This is a genomic window from Streptomyces sp. NBC_01549, assembly GCF_026339955.1.
In the GTDB taxonomy this organism is placed as follows: domain Bacteria; phylum Actinomycetota; class Actinomycetes; order Streptomycetales; family Streptomycetaceae; genus Streptomyces.
Window position 1 is genome coordinate 733,748 of record NZ_JAPEPW010000002.1, and the last position, 16,609, is coordinate 750,356.

Consider the following 16,609-nt stretch of genomic DNA (forward strand, 5'->3'; position numbering starts at 1 on the left):
TCGAGGCGACCGCCATGACAGACAACATCACCAGCGTCGGCGGGGGCAGCCGGCCCGACACAGGCGTGAGCGCGCTGAAGGGCCGTACCGGGGCCGGAGCACCGGCCGAGACACGGGGGAAGACCACCATCGCGGACGGCGTGGTCGCCAAGATCGCGGGCATGGCCACACGCGAGGTACCGGGCATCCACAGCATGGGAGCGGGCATGGCCCGCGCCTTCGGCGCCATGCGGGAACGCGTCCCCGGCGCAGGCGGAGGCGCCACACGCGGGGTGAAGGTCGAGGTCGGCGAGCGCCAGGCCGCGGTGGACTTGGACGTCGTCGTCGAGTACGGCGTCTCCATCGTCGACGTCGCCGGCGCCGTACGCACCAACGTGATCAGCGCCCTGGAACGAATGACGGGACTGGAGGTCGTCGAGGTGAACATCGCCGTCGACGACGTCCACCTCCCCGACGAGGAGGAAGAGGCCGAACGGAACGAGGGCCGCGTGCGGTGACCGACCGCCGTGACCACGGCCATGCCCTGGGCATGAGCGGGTGATCACACGGACGCTCACGTTCGCGAGACGGGTGAGTGGATGATGAACGCAGCGACGACGGGCCTCGCGGCCGGCATGGCTCTGGGCTTCGCCGGATACTTCGGCGGCTTCTGGGCATTCCTGCTGGTTCTGGTTCTGGGTGCGGTGGGGCTGATCGTCGGCCTCGTCGTGCAGGGCGACCTCGACCTCCGTGCGCGGAGGCAGCGGTGAGTACCCGGCCCGGTTCCCAACCCCCTGGCGAAGGGGCCGGCCCGCCGGGGCGATCCGCCGACCTGCCGCCTCCGGCCGAACGGGGCGCCACCGTCATCCCGGAAAGGGTGGTCGCCCGTATCGCCGCCAGGGCCGCACGCACAGCCCAGTCCCGGCGCGCCGCCATACCGCCCGACCGGAGCGGGCCGGCGGCACCCAGCGCCTCGGCAGCCGTCCGTACCGGATCGGTGCGCCTGCACCTGGCCATGGACCTGCCCTACCCCACCGATATCCCCCACGTCTGCGAGCGGATCCAGCACGACGTCGCCGAACGGGTGACTCAGCTGACCGGCTTGGAGGTGGGAGAGGTCACCCTCACCGTCCGGCAGCTGCTGACCGCCGCCAACGCGAGCCGGGGACGGGTCCGATGAGGCGCCACGCGGCCCGGGCCGCCGGGCACGCCGCGCAGAAAGGAGGACCGGAATGACACCCGACCCGGACCCTCCCGCACGCAGCTCCACGCCATCCGCGCGCCATGCCAGCGTGCCGATGACGAAGGAGCTTGAGCAGCCGGGGGAGCCGACAGAGCCCGGTCCACCCGAACACGACGCGCCCCTTCCGCCGGACTTGGCGGCGGGCGAGCACGACAGAGGGCACCGCACCCACCGCCCGTGGTCCGCGCGCCGCATTCCTGCCGCGCTGGTCGCCTCGGTGATTCTCGTGGCGGCGGTCGCGGCGCTGTTCGACGTCGTCGCCGTACGGGCGGGACGCCCTGCGGCAGCCTGGCGACGGCACCTGGCCGACGAATTGGCCACCCGCCCCTTGGACGACGTGTGGGTGCTCACGGGGGCCGCCGTGGCCGCCGCGCTCGGCATCTGGTTGATCGTCGTGGCCCTCACCCCCGGCCTACGCCACTGGCTGCCCCTGCGCTCCCCCGCGCCCGGGCTGCGGGCCTCCCTGGACCGCGACGGCGCCGCCGACCTGCTGCGCGACGCCGCCATGCGGGTCCCGGGAGTCAGCACGGCTCGCGTCCGAGTGCGCCGCCATCGCGTCAAGGCCCGCGCGGACGTCCGCTTCCGCGACCCCCAGCAGGTGAAGGACGACCTCACCGCCGTCCTCGACGAGGAGCGCGATCAGCTCGCCCTCGCCCGCCCTCCCCGCATCGTCGTACGAGTGCGGCGACACACCGACTGAGCGAAACCTTCCATACCGGAGCCCACACCATGACGCCGCGAACCGTACTCAACCGCAGTCTGCTGACCCTCGCCGGACTGGTACTGCTCGGCGGCGGTCTGCTGATTCTCTTCGCCGGACTCGACGTCTACCGGCGACACGATCTGGTCCCGCCCGTCGGCTGGCCCCTGACCACCCCGCACGACGTCCTGCTCGGCTCTGCCGACCGGGCCCGCTGGAGCGGTCAGGGCTGGTGGTGGTGGCCCGCGGTCATCGCCACCCTCACCGTCGTCGCCCTGCTCGCCCTGTGGTGGCTGCTCGCCCAACTGCACCGACGCCACCCCGGAGCGCTGCCCGTTGGCGGCACACCCCCGCAGGAAGGCGTCGAACTGCGCGACCACGCGCTCAGCGACGCGATCGCCGCCGAAGCCGGTGCCCTGCCGGGAGTTGAGCATGCAACCGTGCACATCACCGGCCGGCCTGACCACCCCCGCACCCACATCACACTTTCTCTCACCCCTCAGGGTGCACCCGGCGCCGCCCTCGACGCCTTGTACGAAGGCCCGCTCCGTACCGCTCGTCGGTCCACCGGCTTCCCCGACACCCCCCACATGCACACCGATGTCCGCCTACAGGTCGCCCACGACAAACCGCACCGCGCAGAGTAAGGCAGGAGACCGACGGCCTGCCTCGGCAACAGATCCCGCTTGCACGCACGAGGGGCTCCCAGTTGCCGAGCCCCGCGGGCAGGCGCACGGTGAAGAAAGATGTGTCGGTCCTGAACGGGCCGCGTTTCCCAGCGTCTTCGAGAGGACGGCGATTCCGATGGCCAAGGCCAAGGGCAAGGGCAATGCGAAGGTGCATCAGATCAGGGGCAAGATGAAGGAGACTCTCGGCAAGGCCCTGGGGGACTCATCGATGCAGCAGGCTGGACGTGGGGAACAGCTGCGTGCCAAGGCACATGAGATGACGGAAAGGGCGGCGGGCCACCTCCGTAAGCGGAACGGGCACTGATCGAGGACGTACGGCTGGTCCGCATCTTCGGGGGTCGTGTCGTCAACGTCGATATCGCGCCGGACGCGGGTGATCGCGCAGTGGTTCAAGCGCCGCGCCCGCGCCCGTCCGACGACTTCTCCAACCGGTCGCTCACTCCGGCCAAAAGACGAGGTCTGAGAGTCCGGGAACACCAGCCGACCAACTCTCGGGGCAGGTCACGCCGAGGGGAATCGCACGGCTCGGGCCGCGTCAGCCCTCGTCCTCGTCGTCCTCCTCGGCGTACTCGTCCTCTGGCCCCTCTTCGTCGTACTCGTCTTCTTCCTCGGGCGCCTCTTCGTCGGGCGCCTCTTCGTCGTACTCCTCCTGCTCCTCGTTCTCCCCTGCCGCTTCCTCCTCTTCCAGTGCTTCCTCATGGCTGCGAACTACCTCGCCGTCGCGGATCTCTCCGCGCCAGCCCTCGACGTCCTCGTCGGCGAACGTGACATAGCGCTGGAAGTTCTTGAAGTCCAGCCGCAAACGGCGTCCTTGGGCCCGCCACAGGTTGCCCGTCTTCTCGAAGAAACCCGATGGGTAGTACTCGACGACCAGCACGATCCGCGTCAAGTCGGGCGTGAGTTCGTGGAAACTGACACAGCCGTGAGTAGTGCCTTTCGCACCCTCAGAGTTCCACACGATTCGATCGTCCGGCACCTGTTCCTGAACCGTCGCCTTCCAACCCCGAGTCGAGGGACCGACCTTCACCTTCCAGTCACTGGCGGTCTCGTCGTTCCGGGACACACTCCGTACGCCCTTGGTGAAGTCGCTGAACTCCTCGTACTGGGTCCAGTAGTTGTACGCCACTCGGATCGGCACACCGACGTCCAGCACTTCAATGATGTTCATCACCTTGGTGCTGCCGGACTTTCCTCCGCGTCCCCCGCCGAAAACGTTCTTGACCTTGTCCATCACCTTGTCTTTGAGCCCCTTGGCCTTCTCGCCGACGAACGCCTTCAAGGGGGAATCACCTTTGAGAATGCGTCCGCCGATGCCGAGAAGAGATCCGCCGTTCTCGGCCGTGTCAAGGAGTTGGTCGGTGACATCCCCCAACTTTTCCCCGGCCTTGTCGACGAGATGCTCGACCTGAGCACCGAGGAAGTCGGTCAGTTCGTCACGCAACATGTCGAGGCCGGAGCCCTCTCCCCGGCCGGAGTCTCGCTCTTTGTCGGCCATGACCTACCTCCGCCGCGCGGGAGTCTTCTTGGCAGTCGCCTTCTTCGCGGAGGCCGCCTTCTTGGACGGGGCCTTCTTCGCGGACGCGCTCTTCGTCGGTGCCCTCTTCGTCGGTGCCCTCTTCGCCGCCGCCTTCTTGGCAGGGGGCGGAGACTTCTTCGCGGTCTTCTTCGCCGGCGCCGACTTCTTGGCGGCAGCCTTCTTAGCCGCGGGCCTCTGCGCCGCCGACTTCTTGGCCGGGGGCCTCTGCGCCGCGGTCTTCTTCGCGGGGGCCTTCTTCTCGGGAGTTCTCCTCGCAGGAGTCCTCTTCCTGGCGGGAGCGGCTTCCTTGGCGGCCACCCGACGGGGAGAGGGTTTGGCCGCGCGCTTCCTTCCCGCTACGGGGCGGCGACGACGCCGTGGCGGCTCCTCCTCAGCCTCTTCCTCTGGCTCTTCCTCCTCCGGTTCTTCTTCCTCTTCTTCCTCCTCCGCTTCTGCCTCCGGTTCTTCTTCCTCCTCCGCTTCTGCCTCCGGTTCTTCTGCCTCCTCTTCCTCCTCCTCTTCTTCTTCGAATTCCCCCTCAGGCTCTTCCTCGTCCTCTTCCTCCTCCGGTTCCTCCTCGCCCTCCGCCTCCCCCTCGTCGTCGTAGCGCTCCTCGCCCTCCTCAGGCTCTTCCTCACCCTCTTCCTCCTCGCCCTTCTCCTCACCGATGCGCAGCGTGCGCTCGTGGAGAGACTCGGCGAGGCCGGCGAGGCGCCGGTCGGCGGTGGCGGCCAGGGCTTTGCGTCCGGCGTCCAGCAGCTCGCCGCGCACCTGCTCATTCAGCTCGGCGACTCCAGGAACGTCACCGAGTTTCTGCAGGCCGGTCGTCAACAGCTGCTGCGGATCGAGCCCAAATCGGCGACCTGCGAGATAAGTTGCCAGCCCGAAGGCGAAACGGGCTTTCTTCGTACGTCCGAGCACATAGCCAGCTGCGACCGCGGCGGCGAGGCCGATCTTGGTCGTGTCGTTCATGAGCCGGTTCCCTTCGGAAAGGGGAGGTGAACACACTCGAATACGGGCCAACATCCCCTGCTCAACCAGTGATTGAGACAGAAGCGGATCGCACGCGACGCGTCTCTCGGCCCGCCGAGAGCACCCCGGACACACCATGCGACCCCACCGGGGCAGGTCGTGACCCCACCGGGCAGGTTCACTCAAAGCCATCCATGCCCGACGATATGTACCCCTATATGATGGAATTATAGTGTTCGCGCGTGGAGTATGGCGCGCGCTCCGACCACCGGAGAGACCATGGCCGCAGCAGAACCCCGGCGGCGATCCAGCAGCAGTGGCCGCAGCACGGACCGGGGGACCACAGGTGGCCCCCGGCGACGCTCCGGCAAGGGCAACGCAGCCTGGGCCATTCGTTCCGCAGTCGAACAACTTCAGCAGTTGCTCGGGCGGGCCCCCGAGTCCGTCTCGGCACTGAAATCCACCGAGGCCGGTTGGGAGGCCGACGTCGAGGTACTCGAACTGGAACGCGTCCCCGAAACCACGAGCGTGATGGCTACCTATCGAGTGACGCTCGACGAGGAAGGCGACCTGGTGGAGTACCGAAGGACGCGTCGCTACAGCCGCGGCCAGATCGACCGGCTGGGCTGAGGCCGCAAGGGTCATGAAGGGAGGCACCATGACGGTGGTGCCGCAGAGTGGAGGCGCTGTCGCGCGCGGTGGTGGCGGTGGCACCAGCCTCTACGACGTCTTGGAACTCATTCTGGATCGCGGGCTTGTCATAGACGTCTTCGTCCGTGTGTCACTGGTGGGGATCGAAATCCTCAAGATCGACGCTCGTATCGTCGTGGCCAGCGTCGACACCTATTTGCGTTTCGCCGAGGCATGCAACCGTCTCGACCTCGAGACCGGGAGAAAGGCACCCGCCCAGTTGACCGACATCGTCGGAGACACGGTGGAGAGCGGAGCCAAGGGCAAATCTAAGGGGGCCCTCTCCGGCGCGGCGGAAGCGGTCACCGATTCCCTCAAGGGGATCACCGGCCGTGACGCCGGTGAAGAGGAGGAGGCCGAGGAAGAAGACGAAGGCAAGGAAAAGGAACCCGTGGAGAGGCGACGGCGGCCGGCTCGGCGCACCTCCCGACGTGAGCGCGAATAAGGCTCGCCCGGCGAGAAGGAATGAGCCATGGCCGTATACATCTACTCCATCACCGGCAAGCAGCACCCGCTCCGCCTCGACGGTCTCAGCGGAGTCGGTGAGTCACCGGCGGGCCTGCGGGCAGTGACAGCGGGACCGCTGTGCGCTGTGGTAAGCGACGCACCAGAGGATCTACGCCCCAAGCGCCGCGACGTCATCGCCCACCAGGAAGTGCAGAAGCGCCTCATGGCTGACGGCACTGTGCTCCCCATGCGGTTTGGCCTCATCGCCGAGAACGACGAGGCCGTCCTGCTGGCTCTGGAGCAGAATGCCGCGGACTATACGGACAGACTTCAAGTACTGGAGGGGTGCACCGAGTACCACCTCAAGGCGTCGCAGGACGAAGACGCGCTGCTGCGGCAGATCCTGCGGGAGTCGGACGTGGCACGAGAACTCAATGACGAGATCCGCAGCGGCACCGCCGACCCCGACGCATCGCTACGACTCGGTGAGCTGGTCGCCCAAGAAGTGATGGCACGGCAAGAGGCGCTGGCAGCGGGTGTGGTCGAAGCGCTGCGCCCCTTCGCCCGGACTCTTGAAACATCCCAGCCGACGGGTTCGGACTTTATCAACGTGTCGTTCCTGGTGACCGAGGAGCAGGAAGAGGCATTCGTCACCTCGGAGTTGAGCGTCGCCCACCAGATGGGCGACGACTTCGACTTCCGGCTCAACGGCCCCCTGCCCCCCTACAGCTTCGTCTGAAGGAGTTCTCATGGGCCTGCTCACACAGCTCGTCACCCTTCCCCTGGCACCCGTGCGCGGCGTCGTATGGGTAGTGGAGCGCGTCCGGGAGGAAGCCGAGAACCAGTACTACGACCCCGCGCCGGTGCACCGCGAACTCGCCGAGCTCGAACGTCTCCTCGTCGCAGGCGACATCGACGAGGAGACGTTCGACCAGCGCGAGGACGAACTGCTCGACCGGCTGGAGGAGATCCGTGCCTTTCGGCAGGGCTGACACTCCTGATCCGGCACGAGGGAATACGAGGCCGCAACCGTGACCGAACCCCTGGCCAACAGGCTCGGTTCTTATCCGTCCCGAGCAGCACCCCCCTACGGGCAGGGCTCGTCCGCGAATCTCGCCGACATCCTTGAACGGGTACTCGACAAGGGCATCGTCATCGCAGGCGACATACAGATCAACCTTCTCGACATCGAGCTGTTGACCATAAAACTGCGCCTCCTGGTCGCCTCCGTCGACAAAGCGAAGGAAATGGGCATCGACTGGTGGGAGCACGACCCCTCGCTGTCCTCCCGGAGCAGGGGTGAACAGTCACTGGCCGAAGAGAACCGCCGGTTGCGGGCCGAGATCGATGCCATCCGCCAGGACAACGCCCTCCCCCCAACGGAGGAAGCGCCCCGAGACTCGCACAGCCGTCGCCGGGGAAGTGCTCGCGATGAGTGACCTGCTGACATACGCGTATGCAGTGGTACGCAATGCCGAGGGACTGCGGGAGGCAACCGCGCCGCTCCGGGGCGTCGCCGACACCCCGGTCAGCCTCGTCACCGACGCCGGCGACGCCCAGCCGGCGCTCGTGGTGAGCCATGTGCCCGGACAGGACTTCCAGGAGGACGCTCTCAAGCAGCATCTCGAGGACCTGGAGTGGCTGGAGGCGGTGGCCCGCGCGCACCACAGCGTCATCGAAGTTTTGGGCGTGCGCACCACCGTGCTTCCGCTGCGCCTGGCGACCGTCTATCTCGACGACAACCGAGCTCGGGAGGTGCTGGAAGCCGGGCGAACCATGTTCGCGGAGCGCCTGGCCCAGCTCTCCGAACATGTCGAATGGGGGGTCAAGATCTATGTCGAATCGTCTGCGGCTGTCGCGGCGCCGACTGTTCCCGCGGCAGATCTCACCCCCGGGCGCGCCTACCTGCGTAACCGCCGGCAACAACAAAGTGTTCGCGACACCGTGTACCAGGCGGCGCAGAAGGCCGCCGAACGGGTGGAGGCCGCAGGCCGCAGGCATGCCTCTGACCGTGTCCGGCATCGCGTACAGCAGGGTCTTCTCGCCGACGCAGCCGGCGCCGTCGGCGAGAACGTCGTGAATGACGCATACCTTGTGCCCCTGAAGCGTTGCGACGATTTCCTGGCCGACGTGGCGCATGCCGCTGACGGGCTGGACGGGGTGCGGGTCGAGGCCACCGGCCCCTGGGCTCCGTACTCCTTCGCCATGCCACTCGATGAATCCGGCGGTGCCGCAGCCGCAGAGGGAGCACCTCCGTGATCACGCCTGGCCCTCCGCCGGAGGCCGAGCGCCTGCCTCAGCGGCAGGTCGCTCTCATCGATCTGTTGGACCGACTTCTGAGCGGCGGGGTCGTCCTCACCGGTGACATTGTGCTGTCCATCGCGGACATCGATCTAGTACGTATCTCACTGCGCGCCCTGATCGTTTCCATCAGCGAGCAGAATCCCTCGCCATGGACGAGGACGAATCCGCTGCGAGGCGGCGACCATGGCAACTGAGGGAGAGAGCCGGCTGCCGCGCCGCGCCGACGAGGTCGCGGAGGCCGCCGCACGCGCGTTCCGGCTGCTGCCCGCCGCCCCGCGCGACCTGGACCCGCCGGTCGGCAAGGGCTCGCGTTCCCCGGCCCGGCGGATCAGCTCCGACCGCGACACCGTCGAACGGGACCTCATGAGGCTCGTCCTCACTCTCGTGGAACTGCTGCGCCAGCTCATGGAACGACAGGCCCTGCACCGCGTCGACCACGGAGACCTCACCGACGAACAGGAAGAACGCCTGGGAGCGACCCTCATGCTCCTCCACGACCGCATGAGCGACCTGTGCGCCCAGTACGGACTGACCATGGATGACCTCAACCTCGACCTCGGGCCGCTGGGCACACTGCTGCCACCCTCTGACTGAATCCCCGGCAACGCGGCAGCACCGAGATCGAGTGCCCTCGGCTCAGCCGCGAAGAAGAGCGGCCATGCGAGACGTTCTGGATCACGCGTACTCCGTACGCATGGATTTCCGGTCGAAAGAACCGCCATTGCCGCCGAGCCGGGGCCCAATTTCGACGGCGATTGCTGAGTACTTGAGATGTACAGGGCCGCCTCCTGACGACAGGGCGATTCCAGACGTGTCACACCTCTCGTCCGCGGGCCGCCTCGATGGCAGTGCACGGAGTAACGGAGTATAAGGATGGCGCGCGTAGCGGTCATAGCGTTCACGTCGAGGACTCTGAGGGACGTTGATGGGCGGGCGCAGTTGCTGTGGCTGCTGCGCTTGGTTGCTGTACGGCTTGACCTCATGTATTCAGCTATGAAAGTGATCTGACGTCCCGGCAGAAGAAGGGTGCCTCCCACCTGCGATGATCTGACTGCTGAGATCAAGAACGTCGCGGAGAAGAGGCACCCAACAGGTGCAGGTTACCGAATGGGATCACCGGCTTGCCGTGCGGGCCGACGGCAAGAACCTGATCGGCCACGCGGGCGTGGTGCTGCTGCGGAAGGTCGCCGACCGCGTCGGCCTGGCCGCCGCGCTGAGTGCGGCGTTGCCGAAGGGCACCGGGCCGGGCTGGCGGGACCGGGGCATGGCGCTGGTCCAGCTGGCCTGTGCGATCGTGCTCGGCGCGACGAACGTCCTGGAGGCCGAGCAACTCCAGTACCACTGGCGTGCGGTGTTCCCGCGCCCGGTTTCGGACAGCACCCTGCGCCGCGCCCTGGCCGCGATCGACGCCCCGGTCGCGGCCAGGGTGGAACGCGCCCGTGCCGCGATACGCCGCGTGGTGTGGACGCTGCTCGCCCTGCGGCCCGGCGGTTTCCCCTGGATCTCGGTGTGCGGCCGGGAGCTGACCGGCTGGTACGTCCTGGACCTGGATGCGACCATCGTGACCTGCACCAGCCGCAAGGAAGGCGCGGCGGGCACCTTCAAGGGGACCTTCGGTCACATGCCGCTGGGGGCGTGGGTGGCCAACACCCGTGAGTGCGTCGCCATGCTGCTGCGGCCCGGCAACGCGCCACCGAACGATGTCGCCGACCACAAGAGCGTCCTGGCCTCGGCGTTTCGGCAGCTCCCGCTCCCGCTGTGGTCGAAGCTGCTGGTGCGGATCGACGGCGCGGCCTTCAGCCACGAGGTCCTGGACCATCTCCAGAGTCTGACCACCAGCCGGCGCCGGGTGCGCTGGGTGACCGGCTGGGCCATCAACGCCACGGACGAGCGGGCCATCGCGCTGCTGCCCGAGAACGTGTGGACGGCCGCACTGCGGCAGGACGGCCAACTCCACGAGATCAAGGGACCCGATGGGGAATGGGTGTCCTACCAGGTCGCCGAGCTGACCGGGGTCCGTGACCTGACCGGCTGGCCGGCCGGGATGCGGCTGATCGTGCGCCGGGTCAAGCCCTCGCGGCGGGATACGAAGAAGCTGACCGCGTTCGAGAAGCGCACCGGCTGGCGCTACCAGATCGTCGCCACGAACATCCCCGCCCGCCAAGGGCTCTCCGGGGCCCCGGGCTCCGGGCAGGTGTGGTTCGTCGACGCCCTCTACCGTGATCACGCCGAGGTCGAGGACCGTGTCAAAGCGATCAAGCGGGTCGGCCTCGGGCTGCTGCCCTCGAAGTCCTGGCAGCTCAACATGGCCTGGGTGCTGGCCGCCACGCTCGCCGCCGACCTCGACGCCTGGACCCGGCTCCTCCTCCTGCACGACGAGCCCGCACTCGCCGCCGCCGAACCGGAGACGATCCGCAGGAAGCTGTACCACCTGCCCGCCCGGCTCACCTCCCACGCCCGCCGGCGCACCCTGCACCTCGACCGCACCTGGCCCTGGGGGGCAGCGTTCGCCACCGCCTGGCAGCGCGCTCACCAGCTTCCGGCCCTCACCTGACGGCCGGCCACCACCCGACAACAACGAGAGGACCGCACCACCCTCGGGCCCGTGGAACCCGACGCCCCGCAGCGTCACGCGACGGCCAGTCCCGACACGGCACGGGACATATCAGGCAGTCAGCCGCTCACACTGCCGCCGCCAGCCCTCGGAAGAATCGAGGTTGAGCCCCACGGCGCGCACGGACGAAGTTCTCGCGACTGGCCAGGAGCTACGGATCGCCTGCTCAGGGTTTTACCCCTGTCTCAAGGGCACTCGGTCAGTGAACGCGGAGGTACTGAGATGAGTGCTGGAGAGAAAGTCAGGGCAAAGGCCGAACAGGTTGTCGGAAAGACCGTGCGAAAGGCGGCCCACGCGGCGCACAAGGATGTCCTCGCAGCAAAGGGCGCCGCTCTCGAAGCGCGGGGCATGATGCGGAGCGCGAAAGAAAGGACCAAGGACTCCTTCAAGCACTGACAATGTCATGACATTGATTCGCCGTGGTCGCCTGGCTCTGAACCGTTGTTAACCTCGATATTTCGTGACGGCTTGCTGGTTCATCTGGTGGGCCGTTTCGGCTTGTTGGGTGGGGTGCGGGCAGGCTGGTGGGCCGGCTGTCGCGTCGGGTGGGCGCCGGGTTCCACGGCTCCGGCGTGCGGGTTTTGATCGTAGGGGTGGGTTGTTGTTGCTGGTCGGCCGGGATTCGGGTGCCCTACGACTCCGCAGCAACCCGCGCAAAGATCCTCGTGGCGGCAATCGAGGAGTTCAGCACCTACGGCTTCGCCGGTGCTCGCATCGAGCGCATTGCCGAGGCCGCGGGCGCCAACAAGCGGTCCATTTACGCGTACTACACCAACAAAGAGCTCTTGTTCGCCGCCGCCCTGCACAAGGTCATCAGCGAACTGAACGATGCGGTGCCGCTCACCGAGGACGACTTGCCGGGATATGCGAGCCGCATGTTCGACTACTTGACTCAACGCCCTGCCGCGCTGCGCATGCATCTGTGGCGCCAGATGGAACGGCCTGAGCTGGGCCCCGGCGCGGCGGACGTCTACAGCGAGAAGATGGCCCGTATGACCGCGGACTCGGCCGCCGGGCAGCTGCTGTCGACAGACCTGCTCGTCCTCATCACCGGGCACACGCAGAGTTGGGTTCTCGCGCCGCGGGATCTCCTCACGGCTGTCGATGGCACCGACCCCTACCGGCCGGAACGGCTGGCCGAGCACCGGGCCGTCATCGTCGAAGCCGCTCGCCGCCTCTGTGCACCCGCCCCAAAAGATGCAGTCGGCTCGGCGTAGAGACGCGGCTGCCTCAGCAGCTGGCCTGAGAGGTTCCCTGCCGTGCCGTGTTCGGCTCCGTCGCCGGGCGCGCTGTCCCCGCATCAGGGCCGCCGCGGTTTTCAGCGCCGATCGCCCAGCGCAATCAGGGCCTCATCGAAAGCGACCGCCCGGTCGCGAGGCCGCCATGAGGACCGTGACCACCGCACGTGCACGCACGGTGCGGCACTCACCGGGCTCGGAGCTCTGCGAGGTTGAACTCCCAAGTACCGTGCAGTGCAGAGGACATGCGCACGCCACCACGCCTCGATACCGTCCACATGCTGGGAATGGGCCACTCCGGCCGTCCGTCGCGCCGGGCGAGGACTAGGCTGCTCTACAGACGTCCCAGACCCCGGCGGCATGTCGTTGCCGAGCACAGATCGCCGCGAGGAGCGGGCCCTCGCCCGTCGCCCGGCGCATCCCTGGAGGGAACCGGGTGAGCCCGCAGTCCTGCCACGCAGGCCGGCCAGTCGGCCGTTGCCCGACCTCCGCCGAATGTACTCCGCTGCCGGAAGTGGGCCGAGGGCGCCGGGATTCCGGCGCCACCGCGTCCGCTGCCGTACGGTCTTCCGAACCGAGGCGTCATGCCCATTCCGCCGCTCACCATCTACCGTCACGACCGAAGAAAACGGGCACTGATCACGCTGTCCGGTGAGATCGACCTGGAGACGGTGCCCCTGGTGCGCGCATCACTGGAACGGTGTCTGGGCGACGGCATCCGCACCATCGACGTCGACCTCACCCCCGTCACCTTCTGCGACTGCAGCGGCCTCAACGCCTTCCTCCACGCCTCACAGCGCATCACCGCGGCCGGGGGGACGCTGCGACTGCACCATCCGCCGCGGACACTGGTCCTCATGCTCGACATCGCCGGCTGCGAATTCCTGCTCCTGGGCATCCCGTTCGGACGTCTTCCGCCTCCTCCCGGAAACGCCCTGGCCACGACCTCTCCCGTCTCGCCGCATCGGCCTGTTCCACCTGTGCCTGCCCTCGCGGGCGGTGCGGTGTGATGGCCCGGCCGCATCAGGGACGGCCACGGCAGCCCCGTAGAGACGAGAAACCTGGCGTGAACTCCGGCGCGGACGCGGTGCGGTTGCGCCAGGTGAACCGATGGCTCGTGGAGGACATCCGCGAGGATCTCGGGGACCTGTACGAGGAGTCCTGCGCAACGGGATCCGGTAAGGCGTACCGCAGTCCCGGCCGTCAGGACTTCCTGAACCATCTGGCGGGCGACATCCGCCGACCGGGGTTCGCCATGGTGATCGCGGAGACGGACAGTCTGATGGGGTGCGCCTTCGGGTTCCCCGTACTCAGCGACGGTCGCTGGTGGCTCGGTTTCGACGGTGCGCTACCACGCACCATTGAGCGGATCACCAAGTCCAGCAGTGTCTTCGCGATCAGTGACACCCTTGTCCGCCCGTACCCACAAGATCAGAAGCTGGCCCACCGTCTGCAGGAGAGGCTGCTGACCGACCACCAGGCGACCCTCGGCGCCACGTTGGTGGATCAGGCCGACCACCCGACTCTCGACTCGCTCCGCTCCTCGGGATGGCTGGACGTCGGAGAGATACGGAAGCCGACGAGGCCCACCACGTTCCGTGCGCTGGTGCTCCCCGTCGGGGAACGGACCACGGCAAGGCTGGAGGGCCTTGCGCACGAAGCCTGGATACGGTGGCCCGGATGAGGTCCGACAACCGGTCGGCTCGGATCCAGGTACTGATCGCCGAGCAGGCGGCCCGGCGGGGTGCCAGGATCGGCGTGGTGGACGTGTGCACCGCCGCCGTGGCCGCACTGCCGGTCGGCGGGGCCGGACTTTCCGCGATGTCGAGATTCGCGGGAAGCCATCCCTTGTGCAGCACCGACGATGTCAGCGAGCAGTTGGAGGAGCTCCAGCTCACCTTGGGCGAGGGTCCTTGCGTGGATGCCTTCACACAGGGCTCGGCCATACTGACGCCCGATCTGCTCGCCGCTGAGGTGCAGGACCACTGGGCCGTGTTCGCCGACGCGGCCCTGGAAGCCGGGGCACGCGCCGTCTTCGCCCTCCCTCTGCAAATGGGGGCGATCAGTCCCGGAGTCCTGGACCTGTACTCCCAAGTCCCGGGCAGGTTGAACGCGGAGGAGCTGGCCGACGCGTTGGCTTTCGCCGACACCGCCACTCTGGTCCTGCTCGACTCCCGGATCGACGGGGAGGAAAACCTGCCCGGCGGATGGTCGACGGACGGCCGCTACGAGGACCTGGGCGCGTACCGGGCGGAGATCGACCAAGCCACGGGCATGCTCACGGCCCAGCTCGGAGTCAGTGCCGAAGAAGCCTTCGTCCGCCTGCGCGCCCACGCCTACGCCAGAGGGCGCCGCCTCGCCGCGGTGGCCGCCGACGTGGTCGCCCACCGGCTCACGTTCCCCCCGGGCGCGGACACGGATCCTACCGACGATGAAGCCTGACACCTTTGCCGCGCCGAGAAGCCGAACCAACCGTCCAGACCCGCAAACCGAACCCGAGAATCGCGCCCAAGAACCACACCAAGAAACCGGACAAGAAGTGAGTTGCTCTTCCGGTCCCTTCATCCGGGCCGGGATCAGTCTCGATGGAGGGTGTGCACGATGAATCAGCGACTCCTGGCCAAAACCTTCGTCGAGCTGGCGGACAACCTGGTCGCCGACTTCGACCTGATCGATTTCCTGCGCCTGCTGACCGACCGCTGTGTGGGCATGCTCGGCGCGAGTGCCGCAGGCGTGCTGCTCGCGGACCGCGACGGCGAACTCCGCGTCATGGCCGCCTCCGACGAACAGGTGCGCCTGCTGGAGCTCTTCCAGCTGCAGAACGACGAAGGGCCCTGCCTGGACTGCTTCCGCACCGGCGCACCGGTGATCGTCGCCAACCTGAGCGGGGAGGCCGACCGCTGGCCACGCTTTGTCGCGGCGGCCCACCGCAGCGGGTTCGGGTCGGTCCAGGCCCTGCCGATGCGTCTACGGGACGAGGTCGTCGGGGCCCTGAACCTCTTCCACGCCGCCCCGGGCCCCTTCGAGCCGGACGCCACGCCGCTCGCCCAGGCCCTGGCCGACGTCGCCACCATCAGCCTGCTGCAACAGCGCACCGCGCACCGCAGCACCGTCCTCAACGAGCAATTGCAGAGCGCGCTGAACAGCCGCGTCCTGATCGAACAGGCCAAGGGAAAACTCGCCGAACGCCGGGGCATCGACATGGAACAAGCCTTCACCACACTGCGCGGTTACGCCCGTACTCACAACCGGCGCCTGTCCGACCTGGCCCGCGCGTTCATCGACGACTCCGAAGCCCTCCCCGGCCTGAGGTCCTGACCGATGTCACGGCCGGTCAGCAGCAGCTCCCCGGCTGCGGTTCACGGACTGTGGTTCACGGACTGTGGTCCAAGGGCTGCGATTCACAGACTCTGCTTCCCGGTCCGGACGGCCGCCGCCGATGGTGTTCGGCGGCGGCCGGGGTCGCGAGGACGCGAGGCCCCCCGGCCATCGTGTCCTCGCGCACTGCCCTCCGCGGCGGCGGGGTGGCGGGAGCACCCCAAGTGGAACGCCAGGAGGACGGAAGCTGGAGCCGCGTTCTCCGGCGATGCGGCTCCGGCCGGCCTCGATTGCGACTCGGGGGCTGGGAGCCTGGGTGGGGGACTTGCCGGTTCCATCGATTCCTGACACGGACGAAGTCCCGCCTGCCTTGCTCTGACCGTAGAGCACATGCACGACGAGCGGAACAGGCATGACGTACGCGTTCTGGCCTCGATGCCGCTTCGGAACGGACCTGGCAGCAGCGGCCGGCCACCGTTCGCAGGCGGCGCCGGCGGACACTTCATCGGTCACCCGCGGCGCTCGCGGTCCCGCCGGTCCTCGCGGTTCCAGCGGGCTCGGTGCTGTCGGTTGTAGCGGCGATCCCAGCGGTCCTGACGCTCCCGGTGGTCCCGATAGTCCTGGTACTCACCGAAGTCGGACCCGCCGCCGCGGCCCCGGCCCCCGCCACCGCGGCCGTAACGCGTGGCTCCGAAGACCAACACAGCCGCGGCGACCCACCAGATGGGGTTGAGGAAGCCGAAGCCGAACAAGACCACGATCAGGACGAGAAGCAGAACGAACACAGCGGGCCTCCCCGGGAGCGGAACACAGCATCGGTACCGGGGACTGGGGCCTCACCCCACAGCGTAGTCCTGCCCGAAGACTGCCGATAGTGCGCGACACATGCGTCTACTGCC

23 protein-coding genes are annotated in these 16,609 nt (G+C 67.8%); 20 read left to right on the forward strand and 3 right to left on the reverse strand.

Annotated features, from left to right (window positions below; translation table 11 throughout):
* Positions 1-14: 14 nt before the first annotated feature.
* The 6 genes from OG819_RS37960 to OG819_RS37985 all read left to right on the forward strand — a co-directional run bounded on the left by OG819_RS37960 (position 15) and on the right by OG819_RS37985 (position 2,915).
* Positions 15-497, forward strand: coding sequence for an Asp23/Gls24 family envelope stress response protein (locus OG819_RS37960; protein ID WP_266633164.1), 483 nt, complete (start codon positions 15-17; stop codon positions 495-497).
* Between the two features lie 84 nt (positions 498-581).
* The gene (locus tag OG819_RS37965; protein WP_266653642.1) at positions 582-749 is read left to right on the forward strand and encodes a hypothetical protein; all 168 of its coding nucleotides are present in this window, start codon (positions 582-584) and stop codon (positions 747-749) included.
* Positions 746-1,159, forward strand: a complete 414-nt coding sequence (locus OG819_RS37970) for an Asp23/Gls24 family envelope stress response protein (protein WP_266653644.1) — start codon at positions 746-748, stop codon at positions 1,157-1,159. Before OG819_RS37965 ends, OG819_RS37970 begins: the two co-directional genes overlap by 4 nt.
* A 118-nt stretch (positions 1,160-1,277) precedes the next feature.
* Positions 1,278-1,922, forward strand: coding sequence for a DUF6286 domain-containing protein (locus OG819_RS37975; protein ID WP_266633160.1), 645 nt, complete (start codon positions 1,278-1,280; stop codon positions 1,920-1,922).
* A gap of 29 nt (positions 1,923-1,951) precedes the next feature.
* The gene (locus OG819_RS37980) at positions 1,952-2,569 is read left to right on the forward strand and encodes an alkaline shock response membrane anchor protein AmaP (RefSeq protein ID WP_266653646.1); all 618 of its coding nucleotides are present in this window, start codon (positions 1,952-1,954) and stop codon (positions 2,567-2,569) included.
* A 157-nt stretch (positions 2,570-2,726) separates the two neighbouring features.
* Positions 2,727-2,915 (forward strand): CsbD family protein, encoded by a 189-nt coding sequence (locus tag OG819_RS37985; protein ID WP_266633156.1) that lies wholly within the window; start codon positions 2,727-2,729, stop codon positions 2,913-2,915.
* Positions 2,916-3,146: 231 nt separating this feature from the next.
* Here the strand turns inward: OG819_RS37985 and OG819_RS37990 are convergent, their stop codons facing one another.
* Together OG819_RS37990 and OG819_RS37995 are read right to left on the reverse strand one after the other, a co-directional pair.
* Positions 3,147-4,106 (reverse strand): SRPBCC family protein, encoded by a 960-nt coding sequence (locus tag OG819_RS37990; protein WP_266653648.1) that lies wholly within the window; start codon positions 4,104-4,106, stop codon positions 3,147-3,149.
* A 3-nt stretch (positions 4,107-4,109) separates the two neighbouring features.
* Complete coding sequence (locus OG819_RS37995) at positions 4,110-5,099, reverse strand: histone protein (RefSeq protein WP_266653650.1); 990 nt, start codon at positions 5,097-5,099, stop codon at positions 4,110-4,112.
* Positions 5,100-5,378: 279 nt separating this feature from the next.
* Here OG819_RS37995 and OG819_RS38000 point away from each other — a divergent pair, with 279 nt between their 5' ends.
* The 14 genes from OG819_RS38000 to OG819_RS38065 all read left to right on the forward strand — a co-directional run bounded on the left by OG819_RS38000 (position 5,379) and on the right by OG819_RS38065 (position 15,710).
* The gene (locus tag OG819_RS38000; RefSeq protein ID WP_266419918.1) at positions 5,379-5,729 is read left to right on the forward strand and encodes a gas vesicle protein; all 351 of its coding nucleotides are present in this window, start codon (positions 5,379-5,381) and stop codon (positions 5,727-5,729) included.
* Between the two features lie 28 nt (positions 5,730-5,757).
* Positions 5,758-6,234 (forward strand): gas vesicle structural protein GvpA, encoded by a 477-nt coding sequence (locus tag OG819_RS38005; RefSeq protein ID WP_266653652.1) that lies wholly within the window; start codon positions 5,758-5,760, stop codon positions 6,232-6,234.
* A 27-nt stretch (positions 6,235-6,261) separates the two neighbouring features.
* Positions 6,262-6,975: a GvpL/GvpF family gas vesicle protein gene (locus tag OG819_RS38010; protein ID WP_266653654.1), complete on the forward strand. Its 714-nt coding sequence runs from the start codon at positions 6,262-6,264 to the stop codon at positions 6,973-6,975.
* 10 nt (positions 6,976-6,985) lie between these two features.
* The gene (locus OG819_RS38015) at positions 6,986-7,228 is read left to right on the forward strand and encodes a gas vesicle protein GvpG (protein WP_266633146.1); all 243 of its coding nucleotides are present in this window, start codon (positions 6,986-6,988) and stop codon (positions 7,226-7,228) included.
* A 39-nt stretch (positions 7,229-7,267) separates the two neighbouring features.
* Positions 7,268-7,675: a gas vesicle protein gene (locus tag OG819_RS38020; protein WP_266653656.1), complete on the forward strand. Its 408-nt coding sequence runs from the start codon at positions 7,268-7,270 to the stop codon at positions 7,673-7,675.
* Positions 7,668-8,495, forward strand: coding sequence for a GvpL/GvpF family gas vesicle protein (locus OG819_RS38025; RefSeq protein ID WP_266633142.1), 828 nt, complete (start codon positions 7,668-7,670; stop codon positions 8,493-8,495). The genes OG819_RS38020 and OG819_RS38025 overlap by 8 nt, the downstream gene beginning before the upstream one ends.
* On the forward strand, positions 8,492-8,734 hold the full coding sequence (locus OG819_RS38030) for a gas vesicle protein (protein WP_266633140.1): 243 nt from the start codon (positions 8,492-8,494) through the stop codon (positions 8,732-8,734). The genes OG819_RS38025 and OG819_RS38030 overlap by 4 nt, the downstream gene beginning before the upstream one ends.
* Positions 8,724-9,134 (forward strand): gas vesicle protein K, encoded by a 411-nt coding sequence (locus OG819_RS38035; RefSeq protein ID WP_266653658.1) that lies wholly within the window; start codon positions 8,724-8,726, stop codon positions 9,132-9,134. Before OG819_RS38030 ends, OG819_RS38035 begins: the two co-directional genes overlap by 11 nt.
* 499 nt (positions 9,135-9,633) lie before the next feature.
* Positions 9,634-11,094, forward strand: a complete 1,461-nt coding sequence (locus tag OG819_RS38040; RefSeq protein WP_266648810.1) for an IS1380 family transposase — start codon at positions 9,634-9,636, stop codon at positions 11,092-11,094.
* Between the two features lie 686 nt (positions 11,095-11,780).
* Positions 11,781-12,371, forward strand: coding sequence for a TetR family transcriptional regulator (locus tag OG819_RS38045; RefSeq protein ID WP_266653661.1), 591 nt, complete (start codon positions 11,781-11,783; stop codon positions 12,369-12,371).
* A gap of 605 nt (positions 12,372-12,976) precedes the next feature.
* The gene (locus OG819_RS38050; protein ID WP_266653663.1) at positions 12,977-13,402 is read left to right on the forward strand and encodes an STAS domain-containing protein; all 426 of its coding nucleotides are present in this window, start codon (positions 12,977-12,979) and stop codon (positions 13,400-13,402) included.
* A gap of 56 nt (positions 13,403-13,458) precedes the next feature.
* Positions 13,459-14,076 carry a hypothetical protein gene (locus tag OG819_RS38055; protein WP_266653665.1) on the forward strand — a complete coding sequence of 206 codons (618 nt, stop codon included), beginning with the start codon at positions 13,459-13,461 and terminating at the stop codon, positions 14,074-14,076.
* The gene (locus OG819_RS38060) at positions 14,073-14,834 is read left to right on the forward strand and encodes a GAF and ANTAR domain-containing protein (protein WP_266633132.1); all 762 of its coding nucleotides are present in this window, start codon (positions 14,073-14,075) and stop codon (positions 14,832-14,834) included. Before OG819_RS38055 ends, OG819_RS38060 begins: the two co-directional genes overlap by 4 nt.
* Before the next feature lie 159 nt (positions 14,835-14,993).
* Positions 14,994-15,710, forward strand: coding sequence for a GAF and ANTAR domain-containing protein (locus tag OG819_RS38065; RefSeq protein ID WP_266653667.1), 717 nt, complete (start codon positions 14,994-14,996; stop codon positions 15,708-15,710).
* Positions 15,711-16,219: 509 nt separating this feature from the next.
* Here the strand turns inward: OG819_RS38065 and OG819_RS38070 are convergent.
* Complete coding sequence (locus OG819_RS38070) at positions 16,220-16,495, reverse strand: hypothetical protein (RefSeq protein WP_266633128.1); 276 nt, start codon at positions 16,493-16,495, stop codon at positions 16,220-16,222.
* Positions 16,496-16,609 lie beyond the last annotated feature (114 nt).

What these genes read in the sequence shown, in the direction of transcription:
- OG819_RS37960 (WP_266633164.1), top strand. Translation starts at nt 15, where the DNA reads ATGACAGACAACATCACCAGCGTCGGCGGGGGCAGCCGGCCCGACACA.
- OG819_RS37965 (WP_266653642.1), top strand. Translation starts at nt 582, where the DNA reads ATGAACGCAGCGACGACGGGCCTCGCGGCCGGCATGGCTCTGGGCTTC.
- OG819_RS37975 (WP_266633160.1), top strand. Translation starts at nt 1,278, where the DNA reads ATGACGAAGGAGCTTGAGCAGCCGGGGGAGCCGACAGAGCCCGGTCCA.
- OG819_RS37980 (WP_266653646.1), top strand. Translation starts at nt 1,952, where the DNA reads ATGACGCCGCGAACCGTACTCAACCGCAGTCTGCTGACCCTCGCCGGA.
- OG819_RS37985 (WP_266633156.1), top strand. Translation starts at nt 2,727, where the DNA reads ATGGCCAAGGCCAAGGGCAAGGGCAATGCGAAGGTGCATCAGATCAGG.
- OG819_RS37990 (WP_266653648.1), bottom strand. Translation starts at nt 4,106, where the DNA reads ATGGCCGACAAAGAGCGAGACTCCGGCCGGGGAGAGGGCTCCGGCCTC.
- OG819_RS37995 (WP_266653650.1), bottom strand. Translation starts at nt 5,099, where the DNA reads ATGAACGACACGACCAAGATCGGCCTCGCCGCCGCGGTCGCAGCTGGC.
- OG819_RS38000 (WP_266419918.1), top strand. Translation starts at nt 5,379, where the DNA reads ATGGCCGCAGCAGAACCCCGGCGGCGATCCAGCAGCAGTGGCCGCAGC.
- OG819_RS38005 (WP_266653652.1), top strand. Translation starts at nt 5,758, where the DNA reads ATGACGGTGGTGCCGCAGAGTGGAGGCGCTGTCGCGCGCGGTGGTGGC.
- OG819_RS38010 (WP_266653654.1), top strand. Translation starts at nt 6,262, where the DNA reads ATGGCCGTATACATCTACTCCATCACCGGCAAGCAGCACCCGCTCCGC.
- OG819_RS38015 (WP_266633146.1), top strand. Translation starts at nt 6,986, where the DNA reads ATGGGCCTGCTCACACAGCTCGTCACCCTTCCCCTGGCACCCGTGCGC.
- OG819_RS38025 (WP_266633142.1), top strand. Translation starts at nt 7,668, where the DNA reads ATGAGTGACCTGCTGACATACGCGTATGCAGTGGTACGCAATGCCGAG.
- OG819_RS38035 (WP_266653658.1), top strand. Translation starts at nt 8,724, where the DNA reads ATGGCAACTGAGGGAGAGAGCCGGCTGCCGCGCCGCGCCGACGAGGTC.
- OG819_RS38050 (WP_266653663.1), top strand. Translation starts at nt 12,977, where the DNA reads ATGCCCATTCCGCCGCTCACCATCTACCGTCACGACCGAAGAAAACGG.
- OG819_RS38060 (WP_266633132.1), top strand. Translation starts at nt 14,073, where the DNA reads ATGAGGTCCGACAACCGGTCGGCTCGGATCCAGGTACTGATCGCCGAG.
- OG819_RS38065 (WP_266653667.1), top strand. Translation starts at nt 14,994, where the DNA reads ATGAATCAGCGACTCCTGGCCAAAACCTTCGTCGAGCTGGCGGACAAC.